At 68.7% G+C, this 23,365-nt stretch carries 21 protein-coding genes and 1 tRNA gene; 14 read left to right on the forward strand and 8 right to left on the reverse strand.

Annotated elements, in window-relative coordinates:
• Positions 1-108: 108 nt before the first annotated feature.
• From fdxA to ACFOM8_RS00900, 5 genes are all read left to right on the forward strand, one after another.
• Positions 109-447: a ferredoxin FdxA gene (gene fdxA, locus ACFOM8_RS00880; RefSeq protein ID WP_377758433.1), complete on the forward strand. Its 339-nt coding sequence runs from the start codon at positions 109-111 to the stop codon at positions 445-447.
• 329 nt (positions 448-776) lie between these two features.
• A complete protein-coding gene (locus tag ACFOM8_RS00885; protein WP_377758435.1) occupies positions 777-1,286 on the forward strand; it encodes a CarD family transcriptional regulator in 510 nt (169 codons plus the stop codon).
• Between the two features lie 105 nt (positions 1,287-1,391).
• Complete coding sequence (locus tag ACFOM8_RS00890) at positions 1,392-1,859, forward strand: GNAT family N-acetyltransferase (RefSeq protein WP_377758437.1); 468 nt, start codon at positions 1,392-1,394, stop codon at positions 1,857-1,859.
• 7 nt (positions 1,860-1,866) lie between these two features.
• Positions 1,867-2,202, forward strand: a complete 336-nt coding sequence (locus ACFOM8_RS00895) for an MliC family protein (RefSeq protein ID WP_377758439.1) — start codon at positions 1,867-1,869, stop codon at positions 2,200-2,202.
• A gap of 39 nt (positions 2,203-2,241) precedes the next feature.
• A tRNA-Arg gene (locus tag ACFOM8_RS00900) sits at positions 2,242-2,318 on the forward strand.
• 58 nt (positions 2,319-2,376) lie between these two features.
• Here the strand turns inward: ACFOM8_RS00900 and ACFOM8_RS00905 are convergent.
• From ACFOM8_RS00905 to ACFOM8_RS00925, 5 genes are read right to left on the reverse strand one after another with little or no spacing between them, the layout of a single operon-like run.
• The gene (locus tag ACFOM8_RS00905; protein ID WP_377758441.1) at positions 2,377-2,616 is read right to left on the reverse strand and encodes a DUF1236 domain-containing protein; all 240 of its coding nucleotides are present in this window, start codon (positions 2,614-2,616) and stop codon (positions 2,377-2,379) included.
• Between the two features lie 60 nt (positions 2,617-2,676).
• A complete protein-coding gene (locus ACFOM8_RS00910; protein WP_377758443.1) occupies positions 2,677-3,645 on the reverse strand; it encodes a TRAP transporter substrate-binding protein in 969 nt (322 codons plus the stop codon).
• A gap of 4 nt (positions 3,646-3,649) precedes the next feature.
• On the reverse strand, positions 3,650-4,909 hold the full coding sequence (locus ACFOM8_RS00915) for a TRAP transporter large permease (RefSeq protein ID WP_377758445.1): 1,260 nt from the start codon (positions 4,907-4,909) through the stop codon (positions 3,650-3,652).
• The gene (locus tag ACFOM8_RS00920; RefSeq protein ID WP_377758447.1) at positions 4,906-5,451 is read right to left on the reverse strand and encodes a TRAP transporter small permease; all 546 of its coding nucleotides are present in this window, start codon (positions 5,449-5,451) and stop codon (positions 4,906-4,908) included. The genes ACFOM8_RS00915 and ACFOM8_RS00920 overlap by 4 nt, the downstream gene beginning before the upstream one ends.
• Positions 5,452-5,455: 4 nt before the next feature.
• On the reverse strand, positions 5,456-6,022 hold the full coding sequence (locus tag ACFOM8_RS00925; RefSeq protein WP_377758449.1) for a cytochrome b: 567 nt from the start codon (positions 6,020-6,022) through the stop codon (positions 5,456-5,458).
• Positions 6,023-6,203: 181 nt separating this feature from the next.
• Between ACFOM8_RS00925 and ACFOM8_RS00930 the strand changes: the two genes are divergently transcribed.
• Genes ACFOM8_RS00930 through ACFOM8_RS00940 form a run of 3 tightly spaced genes read left to right on the forward strand, consistent with a single transcriptional unit; the run spans position 6,204 to position 11,918 of the window.
• Entirely contained in the window at positions 6,204-7,832 is a 1,629-nt protein-coding gene (locus ACFOM8_RS00930; RefSeq protein WP_377758451.1) for a (2,3-dihydroxybenzoyl)adenylate synthase, read from the forward strand.
• Positions 7,829-8,065, forward strand: a complete 237-nt coding sequence (locus ACFOM8_RS00935) for a phosphopantetheine-binding protein (protein ID WP_377758453.1) — start codon at positions 7,829-7,831, stop codon at positions 8,063-8,065. The genes ACFOM8_RS00930 and ACFOM8_RS00935 overlap by 4 nt, the downstream gene beginning before the upstream one ends.
• Complete coding sequence (locus ACFOM8_RS00940; protein ID WP_377758455.1) at positions 8,058-11,918, forward strand: amino acid adenylation domain-containing protein; 3,861 nt, start codon at positions 8,058-8,060, stop codon at positions 11,916-11,918. The genes ACFOM8_RS00935 and ACFOM8_RS00940 overlap by 8 nt, the downstream gene beginning before the upstream one ends.
• Here the strand turns inward: ACFOM8_RS00940 and ACFOM8_RS00945 are convergent.
• Entirely contained in the window at positions 11,861-12,697 is an 837-nt protein-coding gene (locus ACFOM8_RS00945; protein ID WP_377758456.1) for an alpha/beta hydrolase, read from the reverse strand. The genes ACFOM8_RS00940 and ACFOM8_RS00945 overlap by 58 nt on opposite strands.
• Before the next feature lie 137 nt (positions 12,698-12,834).
• On the opposite strand from ACFOM8_RS00945, the gene ACFOM8_RS00950 reads away from it, so the two are divergent.
• From ACFOM8_RS00950 to ACFOM8_RS00965, 4 genes are read left to right on the forward strand one after another with little or no spacing between them, the layout of a single operon-like run.
• On the forward strand, positions 12,835-14,235 hold the full coding sequence (locus tag ACFOM8_RS00950) for a YncE family protein (RefSeq protein WP_377758458.1): 1,401 nt from the start codon (positions 12,835-12,837) through the stop codon (positions 14,233-14,235).
• A 25-nt stretch (positions 14,236-14,260) separates the two neighbouring features.
• A complete protein-coding gene (locus ACFOM8_RS00955; protein WP_377758459.1) occupies positions 14,261-15,355 on the forward strand; it encodes an ABC transporter substrate-binding protein in 1,095 nt (364 codons plus the stop codon).
• Entirely contained in the window at positions 15,334-16,389 is a 1,056-nt protein-coding gene (locus tag ACFOM8_RS00960) for a FecCD family ABC transporter permease (RefSeq protein ID WP_377758461.1), read from the forward strand. The genes ACFOM8_RS00955 and ACFOM8_RS00960 overlap by 22 nt, the downstream gene beginning before the upstream one ends.
• Entirely contained in the window at positions 16,386-17,153 is a 768-nt protein-coding gene (locus ACFOM8_RS00965) for an ABC transporter ATP-binding protein (protein WP_377758463.1), read from the forward strand. The genes ACFOM8_RS00960 and ACFOM8_RS00965 overlap by 4 nt, the downstream gene beginning before the upstream one ends.
• Here ACFOM8_RS00965 and ACFOM8_RS00970 read toward each other — a convergent pair.
• Both ACFOM8_RS00970 and ACFOM8_RS00975 read right to left on the reverse strand, forming a co-directional pair.
• Positions 17,112-18,458, reverse strand: coding sequence for an ATP-binding protein (locus ACFOM8_RS00970; protein ID WP_377758464.1), 1,347 nt, complete (start codon positions 18,456-18,458; stop codon positions 17,112-17,114). The genes ACFOM8_RS00965 and ACFOM8_RS00970 overlap by 42 nt on opposite strands.
• Positions 18,455-19,174, reverse strand: a complete 720-nt coding sequence (locus ACFOM8_RS00975; RefSeq protein ID WP_377758466.1) for a response regulator — start codon at positions 19,172-19,174, stop codon at positions 18,455-18,457. Before ACFOM8_RS00975 ends, ACFOM8_RS00970 begins: the two co-directional genes overlap by 4 nt.
• Before the next feature lie 187 nt (positions 19,175-19,361).
• Here ACFOM8_RS00975 and ACFOM8_RS00980 point away from each other — a divergent pair, with 187 nt between their 5' ends.
• Positions 19,362-21,626: a FepA family TonB-dependent siderophore receptor gene (locus ACFOM8_RS00980; protein WP_377758468.1), complete on the forward strand. Its 2,265-nt coding sequence runs from the start codon at positions 19,362-19,364 to the stop codon at positions 21,624-21,626.
• Between the two features lie 109 nt (positions 21,627-21,735).
• Entirely contained in the window at positions 21,736-23,334 is a 1,599-nt protein-coding gene (locus ACFOM8_RS00985; protein WP_377758470.1) for a GMC family oxidoreductase, read from the forward strand.
• Positions 23,335-23,365 lie beyond the last annotated feature (31 nt).

The following is a 23,365-nucleotide window of genomic DNA, read 5'->3' on the forward strand; positions in this document are numbered from 1 at the left end:
TTTGCCATTGCCCCGATTTGCCGGAACGACGGTCTTTTCCGCCGCCGCAGCCTTGAATGATCCCGGCGCCGGGCGTAACTACCGCCTCGGACGGAAGTGGAGCCTGCGATGACCTATGTCGTGACCGATAATTGCATCATGTGCAAATATACCGACTGCGTCGAGGTTTGTCCCGTTGACTGCTTCTACGAGGGCGAGAACACCCTGGTCATTCATCCCGACGAATGCATCGACTGCGGCGTCTGCGAGCCCGAATGCCCCGCAGACGCCATCCGTCCCGACACCGAACCGGCCATGGAGGAATGGGTCGAGTTCAACCGCAAGTATTCGGAGATTTGGCCGGTCATCACGCAGAAGAAGGATCCGCTGCCGACCGCTGCCGAAATGGACGGGGTGCCCGGCAAGCTGGCGAAATACTTCTCGGAAGCGCCGGGCGAGGGGGACTGATCCCCGCGTTCCGTGACGCGACGTTGCGGGGCCAAGCCTGTCGTCGCCCGGCGGACAATTCGTTGATCTGACTGCATATCGGCCTTTCGGCCGGTCGCGTGGCCGCGCCCATCGAATTGCTTTTTTTTAGGCGATTTTTGTGCTATCTTCCCGTCATATTCGCATCTGATGGGAGTCAGAGGCCCAGAAGATGTGCGCCCCCACCGCCGGTTTCCTGCCCTCTGCCGGGCGGAAACGCAAAGATGACTGAGATATGGACCGGAGGCGGCTTGGCCGCTTGCGGTTCTTTTGTGTCCTTCCCCGCGAAGGCACCACCTAGAGGAAGCCAGATGTCCAAGACCAAGAAAAACGAATTCCGCCCCGATGACTTCGTCGTCTATCCGGCCCATGGCGTGGGCCGGATCGTGTCGATCGAAGAGCAGGAAGTCGCGGGGCTGCGGCTGGAAATGTTCGTCATCTCGTTCGATAAGGACAAGATGACCCTGCGCGTCCCGACCTCGCGCGCGACGGAAATCGGCATGCGCAGCCTGTCCAGCCCGGACCTGATCGACCGTGCGCTGGAAACGCTGAAGGGCAAGGCCCGCGTCAAGCGCGCCATGTGGTCGCGCCGTGCGCAGGAATACGATCAGAAGATCAATTCGGGCGACCTGATGTCCATCGCCGAGGTGGTGCGCGACCTGCACCGCAACGACGACCAGCGCGAACAGTCCTATTCCGAGCGTCAGCTTTACGAAGCCGCGTTGGACCGCCTGACCCGCGAAGTGGCCGCCGTCAGCGGCCTGGACGAGGGCGCGGCGCAGAAGCGCGTCGAGGAAGTCCTGCTGTCGCGCGCGGCCTGATCCTTTTTCCCGGCAAGGGGCGGCCCGGCGGCCGCCCTTTTTGCGTCCGGTTGCCGGCCTCCGCGATCCTTGCTAGCGATGCGGCAGCATCCGCCCGAGGTCGCCGTGACAGAACCCCTTTCCTTTGCCCCGCAATCCCCGCTGACGGACGACCTGACGCTGCTGTTTCAGCGCCATGCCGCCGAGATGCACGCCGACACCCCGCCCGAATCGATCCACATGCTGCCGCGCGAGGCGCTGGTTTCGCCCGACATCGACTTTTTCGTGCTGCGCCGGTCCGGCAAGCCTGTCGGCATGGCCGCCCTGAAGCGCCTGAACGACGCGCATGGAGAGGTGAAGTCCATGCATGTCCTGGCCGAGGCGCGGGGCCGTGGCCTGTCGCGCCTGATGCTGGACCACCTGATCGAGCACGCGCGCCGCTCGGGCCTGACGCGCCTGTCGCTGGAAACCGGGGCGCAGCCCGGCTTTGCCGCCGCGCGCGGGCTTTACGCGCGCGGCGGATTTGCCGAATGCCCGCCCTTCGGCAGCTATCGCCCCGATCCGAACAGCGTCTTCATGACCCTGGCCTTGTGAGGAAACGATGATCCGCATCCTGATTCTTGCCGCCTGCGGCGCCGCGACAATGGCCGTAGCCCAGACCGGCGACCTGGTTTCCGTCACCTATGTCTGCGAACGCGGGGTCCAGGTTCCGGTGGTCTTCGTGAACCCCGGCTCCGGCGAAGCCTATGTGGTGGCGCGGATCGACGGCAAGCTGCTGGGGATGCGCCAGGCCGTCTCGGCCTCGGGGGCGCGCTATCGCAGCGGGGACGGCGCCGATGCCTATCAGCTTTGGTCAAAGGGCGACAACGCGTTGATCTCGTTCGGGGCGGACGGGCAGGACACGACGCTGTTCCGCGACTGCGCCGCGCAAGGGTGACTTGCGCATCGCCGCGCGATCCCGCAAAAGTCGGCGCGTGGCCCCGTAGCTCAACTGGATAGAGCAGCCGACTTCTAATCGGCAGGTTGAGGGTTCGAGCCCTTCCGGGGTCGCCAAAAAGGCTACAGGCTGGCGCAAGGGCCAGCCTGCCGGTGTGTTCCGGGATCGCAGGACTTATTCGTAGATGTGAATGATCTTGCGGCTGCCCGGTTCGACCAGAACTGGCCGGTCATTCACATGGACATACTGGTTTTGCGTGTTCGGCACGGCCTGCACCGGGGCGGTTTCCGGGATCACCGTGCCCATGGCAGGACCGCCGTCCAGCAGCACGGACTCCGTCCTGTTCTCCAGGGCATAGGTGCGGGTTTCAGGGGTCGGCGCGTCTTCGGACACGTCGCCCATCACCGCGCCCACGGGCCACCCGGCAACGGCGCCCGAAAGTTCCCAAGCCCCGGACTTGTGATCGCCCGTAACCTATTGCTTCGCCAGAAGGCTGTCCCGCTCGATTTCAAGTTCAACCAGCAGCGGCGTGCGGGCGCGCCATTCCTGGTACCAGCTTTCCACGGCATTGCCGAAGACCTCGGGACCGGCCTGTTGCAGCGGCGCGCCGGCCTGGGTCAGCCTGGCGCGATAGTCCGCGTCGATCTGCGGATAGGCTTCGCGGATCTCGGCGGTGGTCTCGGTCATCAGGCGGCCGATCAGGGCGCGGTCCTTGTCGCTGTAGGTCTGCCATTTCCGCCCCGAGGCCACGGCGAACATGGGAAAGATCATGTGCTGCGTGTCGAGGATCGCCGCCGAATAGTCGTGGAAGCGCGTGTTCCAGGTGCCTTCCAGGTCGATCTGCATCCCGTCGATCTGGCCGTTGGTATAGGCGTCGAACAGCTCGGGCAGGGGCAGGGGCGTGGGCGCGGCCCCGGCCCGGGTCCAGAAATCCAGCTCTTGCGCCAGCGGCACGGTGCGGATCTTGCGGCCCGCCAGGGTCTGCCCTTCGGCCAGCGGGTCCGACACCAGCACGATCCGCATCCCGGCCATGCCCAGTCCAAGCCCCTTCAGGCCAAGCCCGCCCAGCTTTTCTTGCAGCGCGGTCGCGGTTTTCCCTTCCAGCAGCCTTGCGGCCGTTTCGGCGTCGGGCACCAGGTAGGGCGCGACGAGGATGCCGAAATCGGGATTGCGGTTCGCAAGCTCTCCGACCGTCAGAAAGGCAAGGTCCAGCGCGCCGGATTGCAGCTGTTGCAGCATCTGCGCCTCGTTCCCCAGCTGGCCCGACGGGAACACGGCCAGGTCCAGCCGCCCCTCGGTCTCGAGCGCCAGCGTGTCGGCCAGGTTCTGCGCCGATTGCGTCCATTGGTGCGAAGGCGGCGTGACCATGCCGATGCGCAGCGTTTCGGCGGACAGGGGGCTTGCCAGGAACAGCAGGCAGGCGGCGGCTTTCAGGATGGTCATGGGTTCAGGTTCCTGCTTGAAAGGCGGCGACGATGGACATGCCCGCCAGAACGGCCAGCATGGCGATAAAGAAGGGGGTCAGCAGCAGCGACAGCCGTTCCGCGCGCACGCCTGTCAGCATGGATGCCGTGAACAGCCCCGCGCCCACCGGCGGCGACAGCAGCCCAAGCGCGAGATTCGCGCACAGGATCACGCCGAAGGCCAGCGGGTCGATGCCGTAAACGCCCGTCGCGATCGGCAGCAGCACCGGCGCGGTCAGGATGATGGCCGGGATCGGCTCCAGCACGGTGCCCAGGGCCAGCAGCAGCAGGTTCAGCAGGACCAGGAACATCAGCGGCGTTCCGGCCATGTCCTGCACCCAGGCCGCGGCCTGCGCGGGCAGGTTGCCGAAGGTCAGCACCCAGGCCAGCACCTGCGCGGCGGCGACCAGATACAGCACCGCGCCCGCCGTCGCGGCGGTGCGCACCAACGCCCCCGGCAGGTCTCGCAGGCGCAGTTCGCGATAAACCAGCCGTCCCACCAGGATCGCCGCGACCGAGGCTATGGCCGCGGCCTCGGTCGGGGTGGCGACGCCGCCGATGATCGATCCCACGGCGATGGCGGGCACCACAAGCGCGGGCAGGGCCTGAACGACGGCCCGCAGCCGTGCCCCCGCCGGTTGCGAGGGCACGCGCGGCAGGGCGTGGCGCCGGCCCAGCCAGGCGATCACAACGGCGAATGCCGCGGCCAGGGCCAGGCCGGGGATCACCGAGGCCACGAAGATGTCCGCGACCGGCACCTGCGCGATGGCCGCATAAACGATCAGGTTCATCGACGGCGGCACCACCGGCGCCAGCAGCCCGCCCGCCGCCGTGACGGTTGCCGCCACATCGCGGGGATAGCCCGCGCGCTCCATCTCGGGCACGGCGAGCCTCGCCATCACGGTCAGCTGCGCCACGGTGGATCCCAGGATCGAGGCCAGCATCAGGTTCGCCAGCAGGTTCACATGGGCCAGCCCGGCCCGCACCGGCCAGACAAGCGCCTGCGCCAGGGCCAGCAGCCGCCGCCCGATCCCGCCCGCGCCCATCAGTTCGCCCAGCAGGATGAACAAGGGCAACGACAGCAGGCTGTAGCTTTCGATGCCCGCGAACAGCTGCTGGCCGAAGCCTTGCAGCAGGGCGGTGTTTCCGCCCTCGGCGATCAGGATCATCGCCGTGGCGATCATGGCAAAGGCGATGGGCGCGCCAAGGCCCAGCAGCGCCAGGAAGGACAGGCCCGCCGTCATGGCCGCAGCGCCCCCATGTCCCGATGCAGCGCGGCAAGGCAGTGGACCAGGGCGGTCGCGCAGGTCAGCGGCAGGGCCAGCCAGAACCAGACCTTGCGCAGGCCAAGGGTGTTGGTCGGGTCGGTGTAAACGAAATTGAAGCTTTGTTCCGCCAGCGCCGCGCCCGATCCCGCCCGCAGCAGGCCCGGCAGGTCGAACCAGCGCCACAGGATCAGCGCCAGCGCCAGCAGGAAGACCAGAACCGACAGGTCCGCCAGCAGCGCCAGCGCCGCGCGGCCTCGCGGGCCAAGCCGGTCCGGCAGCAGGCCGATGGCCATGTGCCCCCGCAGCGCGATGCCCAGCGACGCGCCGACAAAGGCCAGCACCACCATTAGGTGCACGGCCAGCTCGTCCGTCCAGATCAGCGGGCGCCCGGCCGTGCGCGACACGACATTGGCCAGCAGCAGCATCAGGATCGCGCCGACAAGGACGCCGCCCAGGGCCGCCTCGGCCCGCATGACGGCGCGGCTCAGCCGCTGGAGGATGTGGCTGTCCGGGGCCACGGGATCAGCCCCGCCGCCCGGCCATGCGCGCCAGCGTGCCGTCGCGCCACATCGCCTGGTGCAGCCCGACCATCAGCACATGGCCCGCGACCAGCGCCAGCAGGAACCACCCCAGTTCCCCGTGCAGGGCGCCCGCGAGGGCGCCGGTCCATTCGACGGCTGGCGTTCTGGCCGGAAAAATCTCGAACCCGAAGGGCGCGAAGGCGCGGTCCGATCCCCAGGCCCGCAGCAGCGCCAGGCCGGGGATGACCAGCATCAGCAGATACAGCAGCCCATGGCCCGCCGTTGCAGCGGTCCCCAGCAGACCGCCGTCATGCGCCGGGCGGTTGCGGCGGTTCGCCAGCGCCCAAAGGCCGCGCAGGATGATCAGCGCGAACAGGGCCGTGCCGACCGGCGCGTGGCTGCCCACAAAGGGCGCCAGCCAGTCCTGCCGCCCATAGACCGTGCGCAGCCCCATGCCCAGGAACTGCCACAGGATCAGGACCGCCATGGTCCAATGCAGAAGGCGTGTCACCTTGCCATAGACCTGCGGCGTATCGCGAAGCGGCACCCTGGGGGCGGCGTGGATCATGGCTTGACCTGTTCATCTGTTCGGGAAGAACCGGAGGATGGCTGCAACACTGGCTTTCCACGGGCCTTTCCCGCCCTTTAGCCGGTTGGCCGCGCCTGTCCAAGTCCGCTTTGCGAAAAGTTGACGATTTCCGTCAACCGGCTTATGCCGCCGCCAAGGCCGATCCGAAAGGCAATGCGCAGTGACCGAAGCGAACACGATCCCCCGACAAGTCTGGCCCGAAGACCTGGCCGCGCGCTATCGCTCCAAGGGCTATTGGCGCGGCGAGACCTTCGGGGATGTCCTGCGCGCCCGCGCGGCGGATCATCCCGACCGCCTGGCCGTGGTGGATGCCGACAACCGCTGGACCTATGCCGATCTGCTGGCCCGCGCCGAATCGGCCGCGGGCGGATACCTGGCGCTCGGCTTGCAGCCGGGCGACCGGGTGATCGTGCAGATCCCCAATGTCGCGGCCTTCTTTCCCGCCGTGTTCGGGCTGTTCCTGGCCGGGCTGATCCCGGTCTATGCGCTGCCCGCGCATCGCCAGACCGAGTTGATCCACTTCGCGCGACGCTCGGGCGCGAAGGCCATGGTCGTGGCCGACCGGCACGAGGGCTTTGACTACCGCCCCCTGGCCGATCTGGTCCGGGCCGAGGCGCCGGCCATCGCCCATGTCGTCGTGATAGGCGATGCCGGCGATCACATCCCCTTCGACAGCCTGCGCGCCGGGCCCGCGCTGCCCCGGGTCGATCCGTCCGCGGTCGCCTTTCTGCAAATCTCGGGCGGGTCCACGGGCCTGTCCAAGCTGATCCCCCGGACGCATGACGACTATATCTACAGCTTCCGCGAAAGCGCGCGCATTTGCGGGCTGACCGGCGACAGCGTTTATCTGGCCGCTCTGCCCGTCGCGCACAATTTCCCGATGAGCTCGCCCGGCGTCTTCGGCACGCTTCATGCGGGCGCGCGGGTGGTGATGGCGCCGAACCCGGCCCCGGAAACCGCCTTCTCGCTGATCGCGCGCGAGGGGGTGACGATCACCGGCGTCGTGCCGCCCTTGGCGCTGCTCTGGATGCAGGCGGCGGCCAGGACGCCGCACGACCTGTCCAGCCTGCAAGTCCTGCAAGTCGGCGGCGCCAAGTTCATCCCCGAGGCCGCGGCCCGCGTCCGCCCGACGCTGGGCTGCACCCTGCAACAGGTCTTCGGCATGGCCGAGGGGCTGGTGAACTATACCCGCCTGGACGACCCCGAGGAGATCGTCACCGGAACCCAGGGCCGCCCGATCAGCCCCGACGACGAGGTGCTGATCCTGGACGACAACGGCGTCCCGGTCCCCGAAGGCCAGCCGGGCCACCTGCTGACGCGCGGCCCCTACACGATCCGCGCCTATCACAACGACCCCGGCGCCAATGCCCGCAGCTTCACGCCCGACGGCTTCTACCGCACCGGCGACATCGTCAAGCGGCTGCCCGGCGGCTATCTGGTCGTGCAAGGCCGGGCGGGCGATCACATCAACCGCGCGGGCGAGAAGATCTCGGCCGAGGAGATCGAGGATCACCTGCTGGCCCATCCCGCCGTCTTCGACGCCGCCGTGGTGTCCATCCCCGACGAGTTCCTGGGCGAACGCAGTTGCGCCTTCGTCATCGCCGCCGAAGGCACCAGCCCCCGCGCGTCCGAACTGAAGGCCTTCATGCGCGGACGCGGGGTCGCGGACTTCAAGGTGCCCGACCGGATCGTCTTTGTTCCCGAATTCCAGACCACCGCCGTCGGCAAGGTCAGCCGCAACGTGCTGCGCGCGGACCTGCGCAGCCGCTATCTGAAGGAAACCACATGACCCTGACGCTGGACCGGATGCGCGCCGATGTGGCCAGCGCGATCCGCATGGACCCGTCCGACATCCGCGACGACGACCACCTGGGCGACCTGGGCTTGGATTCCCTGCGCCTGATGCGGCTGGTTTTGGCCTGGGAGGAGGCCGGGCTGCGCGCCGATTTCAGCCTGTTCGCGGAATACGAGACGCTGGGCGATTGGTGGACCCATATCGTCGCCCCCGCCGCCGATGCCTGACAAGCGCCCCCTGACCGAGGCGCAGGAAGGCCTGTGGTATGCGCAGGCGCTCGATCCCGCCAACCCGATCCTGAACACCGGGCAGTATCTGGACCTGCGCGGCCCGGTCGATCTGGATGCGTTGCACCAGGCGCTGACCCGCACGTTGGCGGAAACCGAGGCGCTGCGTTTGCGCTTTGACCGCGGCCCGGATGGTCCCCGGCAATGGCTGGACTCCGCGCCGATCCTGCCTGCTGTCGTTGAAACGACAGAGGCCGAGGCCCTAGCGATGATGCGCGCCGACAGCGACCGGCCGCTGGATCTGGCGGCGGAACCCGCTGCGGCCTTCACGATCTTCATTCTTGGTCCCGACCGGGTGCTGGTCTATGAGCGCATCCACCACCTCGCCATCGACGGCTATGGCATGGTGCTGCTGACCAACCGGATCGGAGAGCATTATTCCGCCATCACGACCGGCGGCCCGGTCCCGCTGCCCTTCCCGCCGCTGGACCGCGCGCATGAGGAGGACGCGGCCTATCGCGCCTCTGACAAGCGCACGGCGGATGCAGCCTGGTGGCGCGACCGGATGGCCGGCCTGCCCGAGGTGACCGGCCCCGCAACCGGCACCGCCGTCAGCGCGCACCGCTTCCTGCGCGAAAGCCGCTGGCTGGATCCGGCGCTGCTGGCCCGGCTGTCCGCCTTTGCGGATGCCCACGACCTCGGCTGGCCCGATGTGCTGACGGGGCTGGCGGGCGCCTATCTCGCCCGCTGGACGGGGGGCGAGGCCGTGATCGGCACCCCCTTCATGGCCCGCATGGGCCGCAGGATCGCGCGGCTGCCCTGCATGGCGATGAACGTGCTGCCGCAGCGCATCTCCCTGGACGAGGATGCGCCGGTCGCCGATTGGCTGGGCGCCCTGACGCGCGACATGGGCCAGGCCCGGCGCCACGGCCTTTACCGCAGCGAACGGATGCGCCGCGACCTGGGCCTGATCGGCGGATCGCGCAGGCTTTATGGCCCCTTGGTCAACGTCCAGCCCTTCGACCGCGCGCCGCGCTTCGCGGGCTTGCAGGTCGGCCTGCATATCCTGGGCGCGGGGGCGGTGGACGACCTAACGCTGACCTTCCGGGGCGATCCGCAAGGGGGCCTGCTGTTCGAAGCGGACGCGAACCCCGACCTCTACTCTCCCCAGGATGTGGCGGGCCACTGCGCGCGCCTGCCGGACTTCATCGCCGCCGCGCTTGATGCCGCAACCCTGGCGCAGGTGCCCACCGCCAGCCGCGCCGAGATCGCCGCCGCCGCCGCCGTGAACGCGACGGATCACCCGGTTCCCGACACCACGCTTGCGGCCCTGATCGAGGCGCAGATGGCCGCGACCCCCGACGCGCCCGCCGTGACCTTCGGCAACGCCACGATCGGCTTCGCCGATCTCGACCGGCGCAGCGCCGCCCTTGCCGCCCGCCTGGCGGCGCTTGGCGCGGGGCCGGACCGCATCGTCGCTGTGGCCCTGGACCGCTCGCTGGAACTGCCCATCGTCCTGCTGGCGATCCTGCGGGCGGGGGCGGCCTATCTGCCGCTGGACCCCGGCCACCCGCCGGAACGGATCGCGCGGATCCTGGCGATGGCGCAGCCTGTCGCGGTCGTGACGCAGCCGGATCTGGCGGACCTGTTCCCGTCCGGCGCGCCCCTGCTGACCGAATGGCCCGCCCAAGGCGTCCCGCCGGCTTTGCCCGCGCCGGGCGACATGGCCTATGTGATCTACACTTCGGGTTCAACCGGCGAACCCAAGGGGGTGGCGATCGACCACCGCGCCATCGTCAACCGCCTGCTGTGGATGCGCGACCATTACGGCATCGGCGCCGCCGACCGCATCCTGCAAAAGACCCCCGCGACCTTCGATGTGTCCGTGTGGGAGTTCTTCCTGCCGATGATCGCGGGGGCCGAACTGGTCATGGCCCCGCCCGGCGCGCATCGCGACCCTTCGGCCATCGCGGCCCTTGTCCGCCGCCACGCGATCACCACGCTGCATTTCGTGCCCTCGATGCTGTCGGCCTTTCTGGCCGCGCCTGCCTCGGACGGGATCGCGCTGCGCCGCGTCTTCTGCTCGGGAGAGGAACTGACCGCCGATCAGCGCGCCCGCTTCCACCGCCGCATCCGGGCGGAGCTGCACAACCTTTACGGCCCGACCGAGGCTGCCGTGGATGTCAGCTTCTGGCCCGCGGGGCCGGACGACGCCTCGAACCCGCTGCCGATCGGCTGGCCGGTCTGGAACACGTCGCTGCATGTTCTGGACGACCGGATGCGCCCGGTCCCGGCGGGACTGGCGGGCCACCTGTATCTGGGCGGCGCGCAGCTTGCGCGCGGCTATCTGGGCCGCGACGACCTGACGGCGCAGCGGTTCGTCACCGGCCCGGACGGCGGGCGGCTTTACGCCACCGGCGATCTGGCGCGCAGGCGGCACGACGGGGCGGTGGTCTATCTGGGACGGTCCGACCATCAGGTGAAGATCCGGGGCCTCCGCATCGAACTGGGCGAGATCGAGGCCGCCGCCATGGCCTCGGGGCTTGCCCGCGAATGCGTGGTCCTGGCGCGAGAGGACCGGGCCGGGGACCGCCGCCTGGTCGCCTATCTGGTGCCGTCCGACGCCTGGGCCGATGGGCTGCTGGCGCGTCGTCTGGCCGCGACCTTGCCCGCCTACATGGTCCCATCGGCCGAGGTCGTTCTGGATGCGCTGCCCGTGACCGCGAACGGCAAGCTGGACCGAAAGGCGCTTCCCGCGCCGCAATTCAGCGCCGCCGGACGAGAGGCCGAAACCGCCACTGAAAGGCTGCTCGCCCGCCTGTATGCCGAGGTTCTGCACCTGCCGCAGCCGCCGGGCACGCAGGCCGATTTCTTCGCGCTTGGCGGCGATTCGCTGTCCGCCGTCCGCCTGATCCTGCGGATCGAGGAGGAAACCGGCCACGACCCCGGCCTGGGCACGGTCTTCGGGCACCCCGTGCTGGAGCATCTGGCGGCGGCGCTTGGAACGGCGCATCGGGATGACGGCCTGGAACCGCTGATCCTGCTGGCGGACGGCGATCGGACAGCGGCGCCGCTGTTTCTGATCCACCCGGCAGGCGGCATCGCCTGGGGCTATCGCCACCTTGCGCGGCTGATCGCGCCTGCGCGGCGGGTTTGGGGCATCCAGCATCCGGGGCTTGATCTGGCCGTGCCGCTGCCGGGCAGCCTGGACGAGCTGGCGCGCGACTATGCGGCGCGGATCGCGGCGGTTGCGCCCGATGGCCCGGTGCATCTGGCGGGCTGGTCGGTCGGCGGCATCCTGGCGCAGGCCACCGCCATCGAACTGGCCGCGCTCGGGCGGCGGGCGGGTCTGGTCGCGGCGCTGGACAGCTATCCTGCGGATGTCTGGCGCGACCAGCCGGAACCCGATCCCGTTGCCGCCCTGCGGGCGCTGCTGGCGATCGCGGGCCATGACCCGGACGCGCATCGGGATCTGGACACGCGCCCCAAGGTCGTGGCCTTTCTGCGCGCGGGCGACACCGCGCTGGGCGCGCTACCCGAAGCCGTGCTGGACGGCGTGGTCCGCACCGTCACCGACACGAACCGCCTGGTGCGCGGCCATCATCACCGCCCTTGGCCCGGCACGCTGACCCATATCCGCGCCGGTCTGGACCATCAGAACCGCGACCTGCGCGCAGACCTGTGGCGCGCCCATGCCGCCCGGGTCAAGGAACTGTCGGTGCCGTTTCTGCATCCTGCCATGACATCGGCGGAAGCCTCGGCCCTGATCGCGCCGATGCTGGCCGGGCGGATGGATCAGGCGGCGGCGAAAGGCAGCGCCAGCGGCAGGGATCCGGCGATGGTGTCGATGTGAACCAGCCCGGGCAGGACATGGATCTGCGGTGACAGTCCGGGCCCGTCGCGCAGGTCGGCCAGGAACCGCATCGTTGCAGGCGCCGGACCATCGGGCGGCGGGCCGTCGCTGCCCGAACGCTTTTCCCGGTCGCCCAGGGCGGCCAGCAGCGGCGGGGGCGCGGCCATCCGCCCCGCCCGGTCCGCCACCCGGCGGATCAGCCCCTCGTCCCACCAGATCGAGGGGCTGATGGCGGCGTAACGCGCGAAGGCACCGGGCCGCGTCAGCAGCGCGTAAAGCGTGAACAGCCCGCCAAAGGAATGCCCCCACAGGGTCCGGCGCGCGGGATCGACGGGGGCGGCTGCCTCGGCCGCCGCGCGCAAAGGCCCGGTCAGCCGGTCCAGGAACAGCGAAGCGCCCCCCACCAGGCGGCCGGGGTGGACCGGGTCGGGACGGATGCCGTCGCCCGGTCCCTCGGGCGCGGTGAAATCCAGCGTGCGCTGCTCTCGCGCGAATTGCCGGTCCGTGTCATAGCCGATCCCGGCCAGCATCAGCCCCGGCGCCAGGGCCAGCAGATCGGGCGTCAGGAAGTCGAAAACCGCGTTGCCGTCCAGCAGGTACACGATCGGCCAGCCCCCCGCCGGAGGCGTCCCGCGCGGCACCGCCAGAAACAGGCGATGGCCCGGCCCGGCCTTTACGACAGTTTGCGACAAAAAATGTGTCGGCACCGCCTGGCCGAAAATCCGCAATTCCGCCTGCTTTCGCGCATGTTCCGGTCCGACCTGTCCGGTGTTCCGCATCCCGTCCCCCTTCTTCGCCGTTTTGTCGGTCCGCCATGGTTGACAAACTTCGTCAGGAATATACTGCTGCACGCGATCGAAGCCAGCCCGCATGTCGGACGAGCCTGAAAAGCGATCCATTCTTCAAGGAGATCACGATGGCAACCCCCATCCGTCGCCATGCCCGCGCCCTGTTCGGCGCCTCGATTCTGGCCCTGTCGCTGGCAAGCCCCTCGCTGGCCGAAACCATCTTCACGCCCACCTCGGACGGCTTCGTCGGCGAGGTCAGCGCCGAGGCGCCGAACCGCGCCCCGATCTATGCCGGAACGACCGTCACCATCGCGGGCGAGGATCTGACCCCCGGTCAGCAGATCACCCTGATGCGCGGCACCACCGTTCTGAACGCGGACGGCCCGCTGACCGTGGCGCAGGACGGCACATTCAGTTTCGACGTGCCCGTGGATCGGGACGCGGCGACCGGGCTTCAGCCCATCGTCGTGATCGGCGAAAATCCGGCGGCGGCCACCGTGGTGGATCTGAAGGTCTCGCCTCAGGTGCCGATCTCGGGGCAGGACCGGTTCGCCATTCTCAGCCAGCCGCTGACGCGGGGGCTGTACCAGGTGGCCTACAGCCCGAAATCGGACGCGCTGTTCGTGACCTCGGCCGTGGGTCGCCCGCCGGTCAGGCAGTCGGCCCTGGTCAAGGTGGACCCGGAAACGCTGGAAACCGTCGCCCAGGTCACGCCCGAACCCGCGCCCGCGCGCGAGGACGGCAGCGAAGGCGGCGTTTTCGCGGTTTACGGCGTGGCCGTGGACGATGCGAACGGCACCGTCTGGGTGACGAACACGCGTCAGGACACGGTCGCGGTTTATCGCCAGGACGACCTGTCGCTTGTCAGGCAGTTCGAACCGGGCGCCGCGTCCCATCCCCGCGACGTGGTGATCGACGAGGATCGCGGCCGCGCCTATGTCAGCACCAGCATGGGCCCCGAGATCCTGGTTTTCGACACCAGGACGCTGGAACGGCTGGACCCGATCATGGTGCCCTCGAATGTCCGGGGCGAGGAGTTCGGCACCATGGCGCTGGATCTGGACGCCAAGACCGGCACGCTGGTCACGGCCAGCCTGAACACGCCCGAGGCCGCCGTGATCGACCTGAACAGCGGCGCGGTGAAGGTGTTTCAGATCAAGGGCGCCCAGGGCACCGCGGGGGCGGCCTATGACGCGCAGGACGGGCTGCTGTTCGTCACCGCGCAGAAAACCGACAACCTGCTGATCCTCAAGGCCGACACGGGCGAGGTGCTGCACGATGTCGCCGTCGGCGCAGGCCCGCTGAACGTCACCTTCGATCCCGTCAGCCGCCACGCCTTTGTCGCCAACCGCGGATCCGGCACGATCACGGTGGTCGATACCCAAGGCAAGATCGTCGCGAACCTGGACGCGGGCAGCTTCCCGAACCAACTGCGCGCGGACGGCAAGGGCAACGTCTATGCCGTGAACAAGTCGCGCGGCGAAAACGACGACGCGGGCGACCGGGTGTGGCGCATCCGCGCCAACTGATCTTGCCGTGATGAAAGGAAAGCCCGTGCTTCTTCGTTGCCTCGCCGCATTCCTGGCCTGCGCCAGCCTGGGCTTTCCGGCACTCGCCGACATCACCGTGACCGACATCCTGGACCGGTCCGTCACCCTGTCCGAACCCGCCGACCGCATCGTTCTGGGCGAAGGGCGGCACCTGTCCGTCCTGGGCCTGATCCACGACGATCCCGTTTCGCTGGTTGCGGGCTGGCGTCTGGAGCGTTCCTTGGACGAGCCGACGCTGGCCGCCTATCGCGCGAAATTCCCGGCCATCGACGCCATCCGGACCGTGGGCGGCGGGGCGCGCAGCATTTCCGCCGAAAGCGTGATCGCGCTTCGGCCCGACCTTCTGGTCATGTCGCTGATGGACGCGAACGATCCGGCCATGCAGCGCGCCCGCGAACAGATCGAGGCGGCGGGCATCCCGGTCGCCTATGTCGATTTCTTCTCTCACCCTCAGGAAAACTCCATCCCCAGCCTGCGGATCCTGGGCAGGCTGACAGGGGCCGAAGACCGGGCCGAGGAATTCGCGCAGTTCTACCAGGAACGCCTGGACCGGGTACGCGACCGGCTGGCCGCCAGCGACGCGCCCCGTCCGGGCGTGTTCTTCCATGTCCATGCCGCCGCGCGAGATTGCTGCTCGACCGTGGGGCAGGGGGTGTTTCACGACTTCATCGACACGGCAGGCGGGCAAAACCTGGCGGCAAGGGTCGCGTCCGGCGTGCAGGGCAATGTCAGCCTGGAATACCTGATCGGCGCGGACCCGGATTTCTATGTCGCCACCGGCGGCACGCACATGGCGGCGCGCGGCGGTCTGGTGCTGGGGTCCGGCGTGGACGCGGACCAGGCCCGCCAGAGCTTCGACGCGCTGATCGGGGCCCCGGGGTTCAACGCCCTGTCCGCCGTGCGGAACGGCCAGGCGGCGGGCGTGTGGCACCTGTTCAACGACTCGCCCATCCATATCGCGCTGATCGAGTATCTGGCCAAGACCTTTCACCCCGACCTTTTCGCGGACCTTGACCCCGCCGCGACATTGGCCGAAATCCAGACCCGCTTTTCCCCGGTGGCTGTGGACGGAACGTGGTGGATCGACAACCGGCAATAGGCGGCATCCTGCTGCGCCGCTATCATCGGCAGAACCGCCGCCGCGCGGTTCTGGTGGCGGCGATGGCGGCGCTGGCGGTGCTTGGCATCGTGCTGGATCTGGTCACCGGTCCCGCCGGGCTGCCGCTGTCCGAGACCCTGCGCGCCCTGACCGGGGCCGAGGTGTCCCGCGCGACCGGTGTGATCGTCTGGCAGGTCCGCCTGCCTGTCGCGGCCCTAGCCCTGCTGGTCGGCGCGGCCCTGGCCCTGTCGGGGGCCGAGATGCAGACGGTGCTGGAAAACCCGCTGGCCGAACCCTTCACCCTGGGGGTTTCCGCGTCGGCCGCGCTTGGGGCGGCGATGGCGATCGTCCTGGGCCTGACGCTGCCGGTTCTGCCCGCGCAATGGTCGATTTCCGCCAATGCCTTTCTGTTCGCCCTTGGCGCCCTGGCGCTGCTGCAACTGCTGGGCCGCCTGCGGGGCGGGGGCCCCGAGGTGCTGATCCTGTTCGGCATCGCGCTGAACTTCTCGGCGGCGGCGTTCCTGTCGGTGCTGCAATTCGTGGCCTCGGCGGATGCCTTGCAGCAGCTGGTGTTCTGGACCATGGGCAGCCTCGCCTCGGCCAGTTGGCAGGGGGTGGTGGCTCTGGCCGCGGTGCTGGCGGCCTGCGTGCCGTTTTCCCTGCGCGCCGCCTGGCAGCTGACCGCCCTGCGCATGGGCGAGGATCAGGCCCGCAGCTTTGGCGTCGATGTGGATGCGCTGCGCCGATGGACGCTGCTGCGCGTCAGCCTGCTGGCCGCCACCGCCGTGTCCATGGTCGGCGTGATCGGCTTTGTGGGCCTTGCCGGTCCCCACATCGCCCGGATGCTGGTGGGCGAGGATCACCGCTTCTTCCTGCCCGCCAGCCTTTTGACCGGCGCGCTGGTCATGTCGCTGGCATCCACCCTGTCCAAGATGGTCGTGCCGGGGGTGCTGCTGCCGGTGGGCCTTGTAACGTCCCTGATCGGCTTGCCGGTGTTCTTTTGGCTGATCCTGCGCGGGCGCGCGCGGCGATGAGCGGGCTGCGCGTCGAAAGCGTCAGCCTGCATTACGGCGCGCGTCCCATTCTGCGCGGGTTGACGCTGCCCGACCTGCGTCCGGGCGAGGTCACGGTGCTGGCCGGTCCCAATGCCGCGGGCAAGTCCACGCTGCTGCGCGCCATCGCTCAGCTTGCGCCCTATCGCGGGCGGGTCACGCTGGATGGCGAGGATCTGGCCCGGATGCCGATCCGGCGCCGCGCCCGGCTGATCGGGGTCATGCCGCAGGCGCTTCCCGCCGGGTCGTCGCTGGTCGTGCTGGAAAGCGTGATCGCCGCCCTGCGCGCGGGCAGCGACGGCCTTGCGCGCCAGGCCGACGCGCGGGCCATGGCGGTGCTGGACCGGCTTGGCATCGCCGATCTGGCGATGGAGCCCATGGACCAGCTGTCGGGCGGGCAGCGGCAGATGGTCGGCCTGGCCCAGGCCATCGTCCGCGATCCCCGCGTGCTGCTGCTGGACGAACCCACAAGCGCGCTGGATCTGGCCCGCCAGGTCCGTCTGCTGGGCGAGTTGCGCGCGCTTGCCGCCGAAGGCCGGATCGTCGTGGCGGTGCTGCACGACCTGGCGATGGCCGCGCAATGGGCGGACCGGATCGTGCTGCTGCACCGGGGGGAGCTGCATTCCAGCGGCCAGCCCGCCACGGTGCTGACACCGGGCCTGCTGGCCCAGGTTTATGGCGTGCGCGCCCGGGTCGAGCGATGCTCACAAGGCCGCATCACCGTTCTGATCGACGGCGAGGTCTGAGGCGGGCAGAACGATCCGCGCCGACAGTCCGCCGTTCTCATGGTTCGTCAAGGTCAGTTCTCCGCCATGGTCGCGGACGATGGTGCTGGCGATCGAGAGGCCCAGGCCGGTGCCTCCGGTCTCGGCGTTGCGGCTGGCCTCGCCCCGGAAAAAGGGCCTGGTCACATGGCCCAGAAGGGCCGGGTCGATCCCCGGCCCCTTGTCGCGGATGGTGACGGCGACACGGTCCGCTTCGCGGGTCACGGCGATCGCGGCACCGCCGCCATAGCGCAGGGCGTTGTCGATCAGGTTGCCGATGGCGCGCGACAGGGCGACCCTGCGGACCGTCGCCACGGCAGGGGGACCGGGTGTGAAGGACAGGCCCCGGTCGCGGCACACCGAGGCGACAAGCGCCGCCAGGTCGGTCGGGCGCGGCTTTTCGCCCGGGTGGATCTGGCGGGCATAGTGCAGCAGGTCGCTGACCATGACCGTCATGTCGTCCAGCGTGCGGATCATCGCGTCGCGGGTGTCGTCGTCCTCGACCATCTCGGCGCGGATCCGCAGGCCGGTGATGGGCGTGCGCAGGTCGTGGCCCAGGGCGGCCAGCATCCTGATCCGCTCGGCGTCGAAATCCGCGATGTCGCGCTGCATTCGGTTGAAGGCCGCCGCGACCTCTTGCAGTTCCCGTGCGCCGGTTTCTGGGACGCGGACGCCATAGTCGCCGCGTCCCGCCGCAAGCGCCGCCCCCGCCAGATCCCGCAAGGGACGCGTCATCCGCCGCGTCAGCACCAGCGCCACCGCCATCGTGCCCAGGACCGAGGCCGCCAGCGGCAGAAAGAACCCCAGCTTCTGCCGCCACGCGGCCGGCGCGGGCAAGGGATAAACAAGCGTGTTCAGCCACTGGCCCGCAAAGGCGCCCTTGTTCAGGCGCAGCGACATCAGAAACAGCGCCTGCCGCCCGGACGGCGTTCCGCCCGCATCGACCACGCGGATGGCGCGGCCCGGAAGCTCGGCCCCGACGGCGGCCTCGACATCCGGCAGGGGACGGGCATCGGCGGGCGCGATCGGATCGGGCGCGACGGAAAAGCGGGTATAGCCGGTGCCGCTGTGGGCCACGATCTCGGTTCCCGTGTCGCGGCCCACCTCCTCCAGCGCGGCGACAAGGGCCACCAGCCGTCCCATGTCGCGCTGCACGCGCACGGCGCGGTCGAAGCCCGACCCTTCGCGCGCCAGGATCAGGGCGGCGATGGCATTGATCGCCAGAAGCGAGATCAGCAGAAGCAGCGCGAATTGCGTGGCCAGCCGGGGGGGCCGCCAGCGCGTCATTCCACAGTCTCGACGGCGCCCACAAGGCGATAGCCGCCGCCCCATTCGGTGACGATCACCTGCGCCGGTTTCGCGTCGTCGCCGATCTTGCGGCGCAAGCGGCTGACAGTGTTGTCCACGGCGCGGTCATAGGCGCGGGGACTGCGGCCGCGCATCAGTTCCAGCAGGCGGGCGCGCGACACGGTTTGCCCGGCATGGTCCAGAAAGGCGCCCAGCAGCCGGTTTTCTCCGGTGGTCAGTTCGATGTCCCGGCCCGCGTCGTCGCAAAGGATGGCCCGCGTCGGGTCGTGGACGAACCGGCCAAAGCGCCGCCTGCCCGTGGGCGGCGAGGGCAGTTCGGCCGGAACGCGGCGCAGGACGGCGCGGATCCGGGCGATCAGCTCGCGCGGGCTGAAGGGCTTGGTCACGTAATCGTCGGCGCCGTGGTCCAGCCCGCGGATGCGGTCCGTTTCCTCGGCGCAGGCGGACAGCAGGATCACCGGCACCCGGCTGGTGCGGGTCAGGTGGGCGCACAGGCTCAGCCCGCTTTCGCCCGGCATCATGATGTCGATGATCGCCAGATGCACGCCGCCTTCTGCCAGAATGGTGCGGGCATCGGCGGCATTGGCCGCAGTCCGCGTGCGAAAGCCGTGGCGCGCCAGGAAGCTGGCCAGGGGGTCGCGGATGTCGCGCGCGTCGTCGGCGATCAGGATCAGGGGGGCATGGACGTCTCGCATGGGGCATGTCTAGCCGAAGCCACGGCGGCAGACGAGTGCGCCCCCGCAACAAGGTGTGACATCCAGACAATTTGCGACAACTGTTTTCGTAAGGAATATTGTTAATGGTCCTCACGACTGCTTGAAGCCGCCGCAAGCCCGCCCCGAGCCAGCCGGAAATCCATAGATACCAAAAAGGAGCCTTGTCATGGCGGCCTTTCGTTCGCGGCTTGTCTCGGGCACGTCGCTGTCGCTTCTCATGTCGGTCGGACTGGTGGTCGCGCCTGTCCGGGCCCAGGAAACCGGCGAAGTCACCGTTCTGGAAGAAATCGTCCTGACCGCCGAGGAACAGGCCAAGCAGGCCCTGGGCGTGTCCCAGATCACCGCCGAGGATCTGGAAAAGCAGCCCGTGGTCAACGACATTTCCGAAGTCGTGCGCAAGCAGCCGGGCGTGAACCTGACCGGATCCACGGCCACCGGGCAGCGCGGCAACCAGCGCCAGATCGACATCCGCGGCATGGGGCCTGAAAACACGCTGATCCTGATCGACGGCAAGCCGGTCCTGTCGCGCAATTCCGTCAAGATGAGCCGGGGCGGCGAACGCGACACCCGCGGCGATTCGAACTGGGTGCCCGCCGAGCTGATCGAGCGGATCGAGGTCATCCGCGGCCCGGCCGCCGCGCGCTACGGATCGGGCGCCTCGGGCGGGGTGGTCAACATCATCACCAAGCGCCCCGAGACCTTTACCGGCCAGATCGGCCTGCACTGGAACCAGCCCGAGAACGACAAGGAAGGCGTGACCAAGCGCACCAACTTCTTGCTGGCCGGTCCGGCGGGCGAACGGCTGACCTTTCGCGTTTTCGGCAACTACAACGAGACGGGCGGCGACGATCCCGACCTGAACCCGCCGCAGCTCGACGAGGACACCGGCGAGCTGACCGAGACCTATGCCGCGCGCGAAGGCGTGGTGAACAAGGATCTGGGCACCCTGCTGACCTGGGACATGGCCCCGGGCCACGAGCTGGATCTTCAGTTCGACTTCTCGCGCCAGGGCAACATCTATGCGGGGGACACGCGCAACGGGTCGGTCAGCGAGGACGCGGCCGGGCTGGTCGGATCGGAAACCAGCCGCATGTACCGCCGCGTGCTGTCCGCCACGCATCGCGGCGAATACGACTTCGGCGAATCGATGAGCTATCTGCAATGGGAGCAGACCGACAACACCCGCCTGTGCACCGGGCTGTCCGGCAGCGTCGAGGACAACTATGTCCCCTGCGTCGATACCGACGGCGACGGCGAGAACGACGCGTTCCGCTATAACACCATCGATCTGGACAACATCACGGCCAAGTCCGAATGGATCATGCCGATGAACCTGGGCGGCAAGGCCAGCCGCGTGACCCTGGGCGCGGAATACCGCGGCGAGTTCATGAAGGATCCCAATTCGATCCTGAACTCGCTGGCCGAGGATCCCGCGGTGGCCGAGGAGCTGGCGGAACTTCTGGGCATTCCCACCGATCCCGCCCTGCGCGACACGGAAAGCGAACAGAACCTGATCGGGCTTTACGCCGAAAGCAACATCGAATGGGACGAACGCCTGACGCTGACGCCGGCGCTGCGCTTCGACTACAGCGACACCTTCGGCAGCGCCTGGTCGCCGGGGCTGAACGCGACCTATGAATTCAGCGACGAATGGACGGTGAAGCTGGGCGTCGCCCGCGCCTTCAAGACGCCGAACCTGTTCCAACTTAACCCGAACTATGTTTATCGCACCCGGGGCAACGGCTGCCCCTATTTCGAAGGCATCCAGGTCGACGGCCCCTGCCTTGTGATCGGCAACCCGGATCTCGAGGCCGAGAAAAGCCTGAACAGCGAAATCGGCGTCGCTTATGCGGGCGCGCAGGGCATCAATGCCAGCCTGACCTATTTCCACAACGACTACGACAACCGGATCGGGTCGGGCTTCGTCCAGTACAACGAAGGCGCGACGACCGACCGGATCTATCGCTGGGAAAACGAGGGCAAGGCCGTGATCTCGGGTCTGGAAGGCAACTTCTCGACCGACCTGGGCGACCGCTTCGCGTTCAACGCGAACTTCACCAAGATGATCAAGTCGGAAAAGGACAACGGCGAGCCGCTGAGCCTGGTGCCCGAATACACGATCAACGCGGCGCTGGACTGGTATGCGACCGAGGCGCTGACCGTCACCCTGTCGGCCACCCATTACGGCGAGATCTCGGCCGCCGGAATCGCCTCGACCACCGGAGAGGTTTACGAGGACACCGAAAGCCGCGATCCCTATACGCTGGTCAACCTGGGCGGCAACTGGCAGATCAACGACACGGCGCGGGTGTCGGCGGGCATCACCAACCTTCTGGACAAGACGGTTGTGCGGACGGGCAGCGGCGCGAACGCCAATACGTTCAACGAACCGGGCCGGGCCTTTTACCTGACCCTGAACAAGTCGTTCTGATCCGAAGGCGGACCTCATGCGGCCCGGCCCGTGCCCGGGCCGCATTTCCGCACGGAACACAGGCATAGCGCGCTTGTGCAGCCCCGGCTTTGCGGCCATCCTCTTGCGGATGGAAAGCCACGATTACATCGTCATCGGTGCGGGCAGCGCGGGATGCGTTCTGGCCAACCGCCTGTCCGCCGATCCCCGCGCCCGTGTGCTGCTGCTCGAGGCGGGGGGCCGCGACAACTACCACTGGATCCATATCCCGGTGGGGTATCTTTACTGCATCGGCAATCCGCGCACGGACTGGGGTTTCCGCACCCAGGTCGAGGAAAGCCTGGGCGGCCGGTCGCTGCTGTATCCGCGCGGCCGGGTGCTGGGCGGCAGTTCGTCGATCAACGGCATGATCTACATGCGCGGACAGGCGGCCGATTACGACCACTGGCGCCAGCTCGGCTGCACCGGCTGGGCTTGGGATGACGTGCTGCCGCTGTTCAAGGCGCAGGAGGATTTCTATCGCGGCGCCGACGACGCCCACGGCGCCGGCGGCGAGTTGCGCGTGGAAACCGCCCGCGTCCGTTGGGCGGTCCTGGACGCCTTCATGCAGGCGGCCGAACAGGCGGGCATCCCGCGCACGGCTGATTTCAACCGAGGCGACAACGAAGGCAGCGGCTATTTCGACGTGACCCAACGCCGCGGCTGGCGGTGGAGCGCGGCAAAGGCCTTTCTGCGCCCCGTGCTGCGCCGCCCCAACCTGCAAGTGCTGACCGGCGCCGAGGTCGAGCGTCTGGTGATCGAGGCGGGCGAGGTCAAGGGCGTGGTCTTCCACCACGCGGGCCAGCGGCGGGAAGTCCGCGCGGCCCGCGAAACCGTGCTGTCGGCGGGCGCCATCGGGTCGGTGCAGATCCTGGAGCAGTCGGGCGTCGGACGCGGCGAAGTGTTGCAGGCGGCGGGCATCACCCCTCGGGTCGAGGTGCCGTCCCTGGGCGAGAACCTTCAGGACCACCTGCAATTGCGCCTGGTCTACAAGGTCCGGGGGGTGCCCACGCTGAACGAAAAGGCGTCGCGGCTTCTGGGCAAGGCGTCGATCGGGCTGGAGTACCTGCTGAAGCGGTCCGGCCCGATGTCCATGGCCCCCAGCCAGTTGGGGATCTTCGCCAGATCCGGCCCCGACAAGGCCACGGCGGATCTGGAGTTCCACGTCCAGCCGGTCAGCCTGGACAAGTTCGGGGATCCGGTCCATTCCTTCCCGGCCATGACCGCCAGCGTCTGCAACCTGCGCCCCGAAAGCCGCGGCTCGGTTCACGTCACCGGCCCGGATTTCCGCGCCCATCCCGCGATCCGCCCGAATTACCTGTCCACGCCAGGGGATCAGGAGGTGGCCGTCCGCGCCATCCGCCTAGCGCGCAGGATCGCCGCGCAGCCCGCCTTTACCCGCTATGACCCCAGCGAGCATGTTCCGGGCATCGCCTTTCAGACCGACGAGGATCTGGTCAAGGCCGCGGGCGCGGTCGGCACCACGATCTTCCACCCGGTCGGCACCTGCCGGATGGGCGTGGACGACGGCGCGGTGGTGGACCCGCGCCTGCGGATGCGCGCGCTTGGCCGCCTGCGGATCGCGGACGCCTCGGTCATGCCGACCATCACCAGCGGCAACACCAACGCGCCGGTGATGATGATCGCGGAAAAGGCCGCGCGGATGATGCTTGAGGATGCGCGGGCTTGATGGTCCGCCCGTCCGCCGCCTAGAGTGGCCG

The organism is Paracoccus angustae, assembly GCF_042648745.1.
Lineage (GTDB): Bacteria > Pseudomonadota > Alphaproteobacteria > Rhodobacterales > Rhodobacteraceae > Paracoccus > Paracoccus angustae.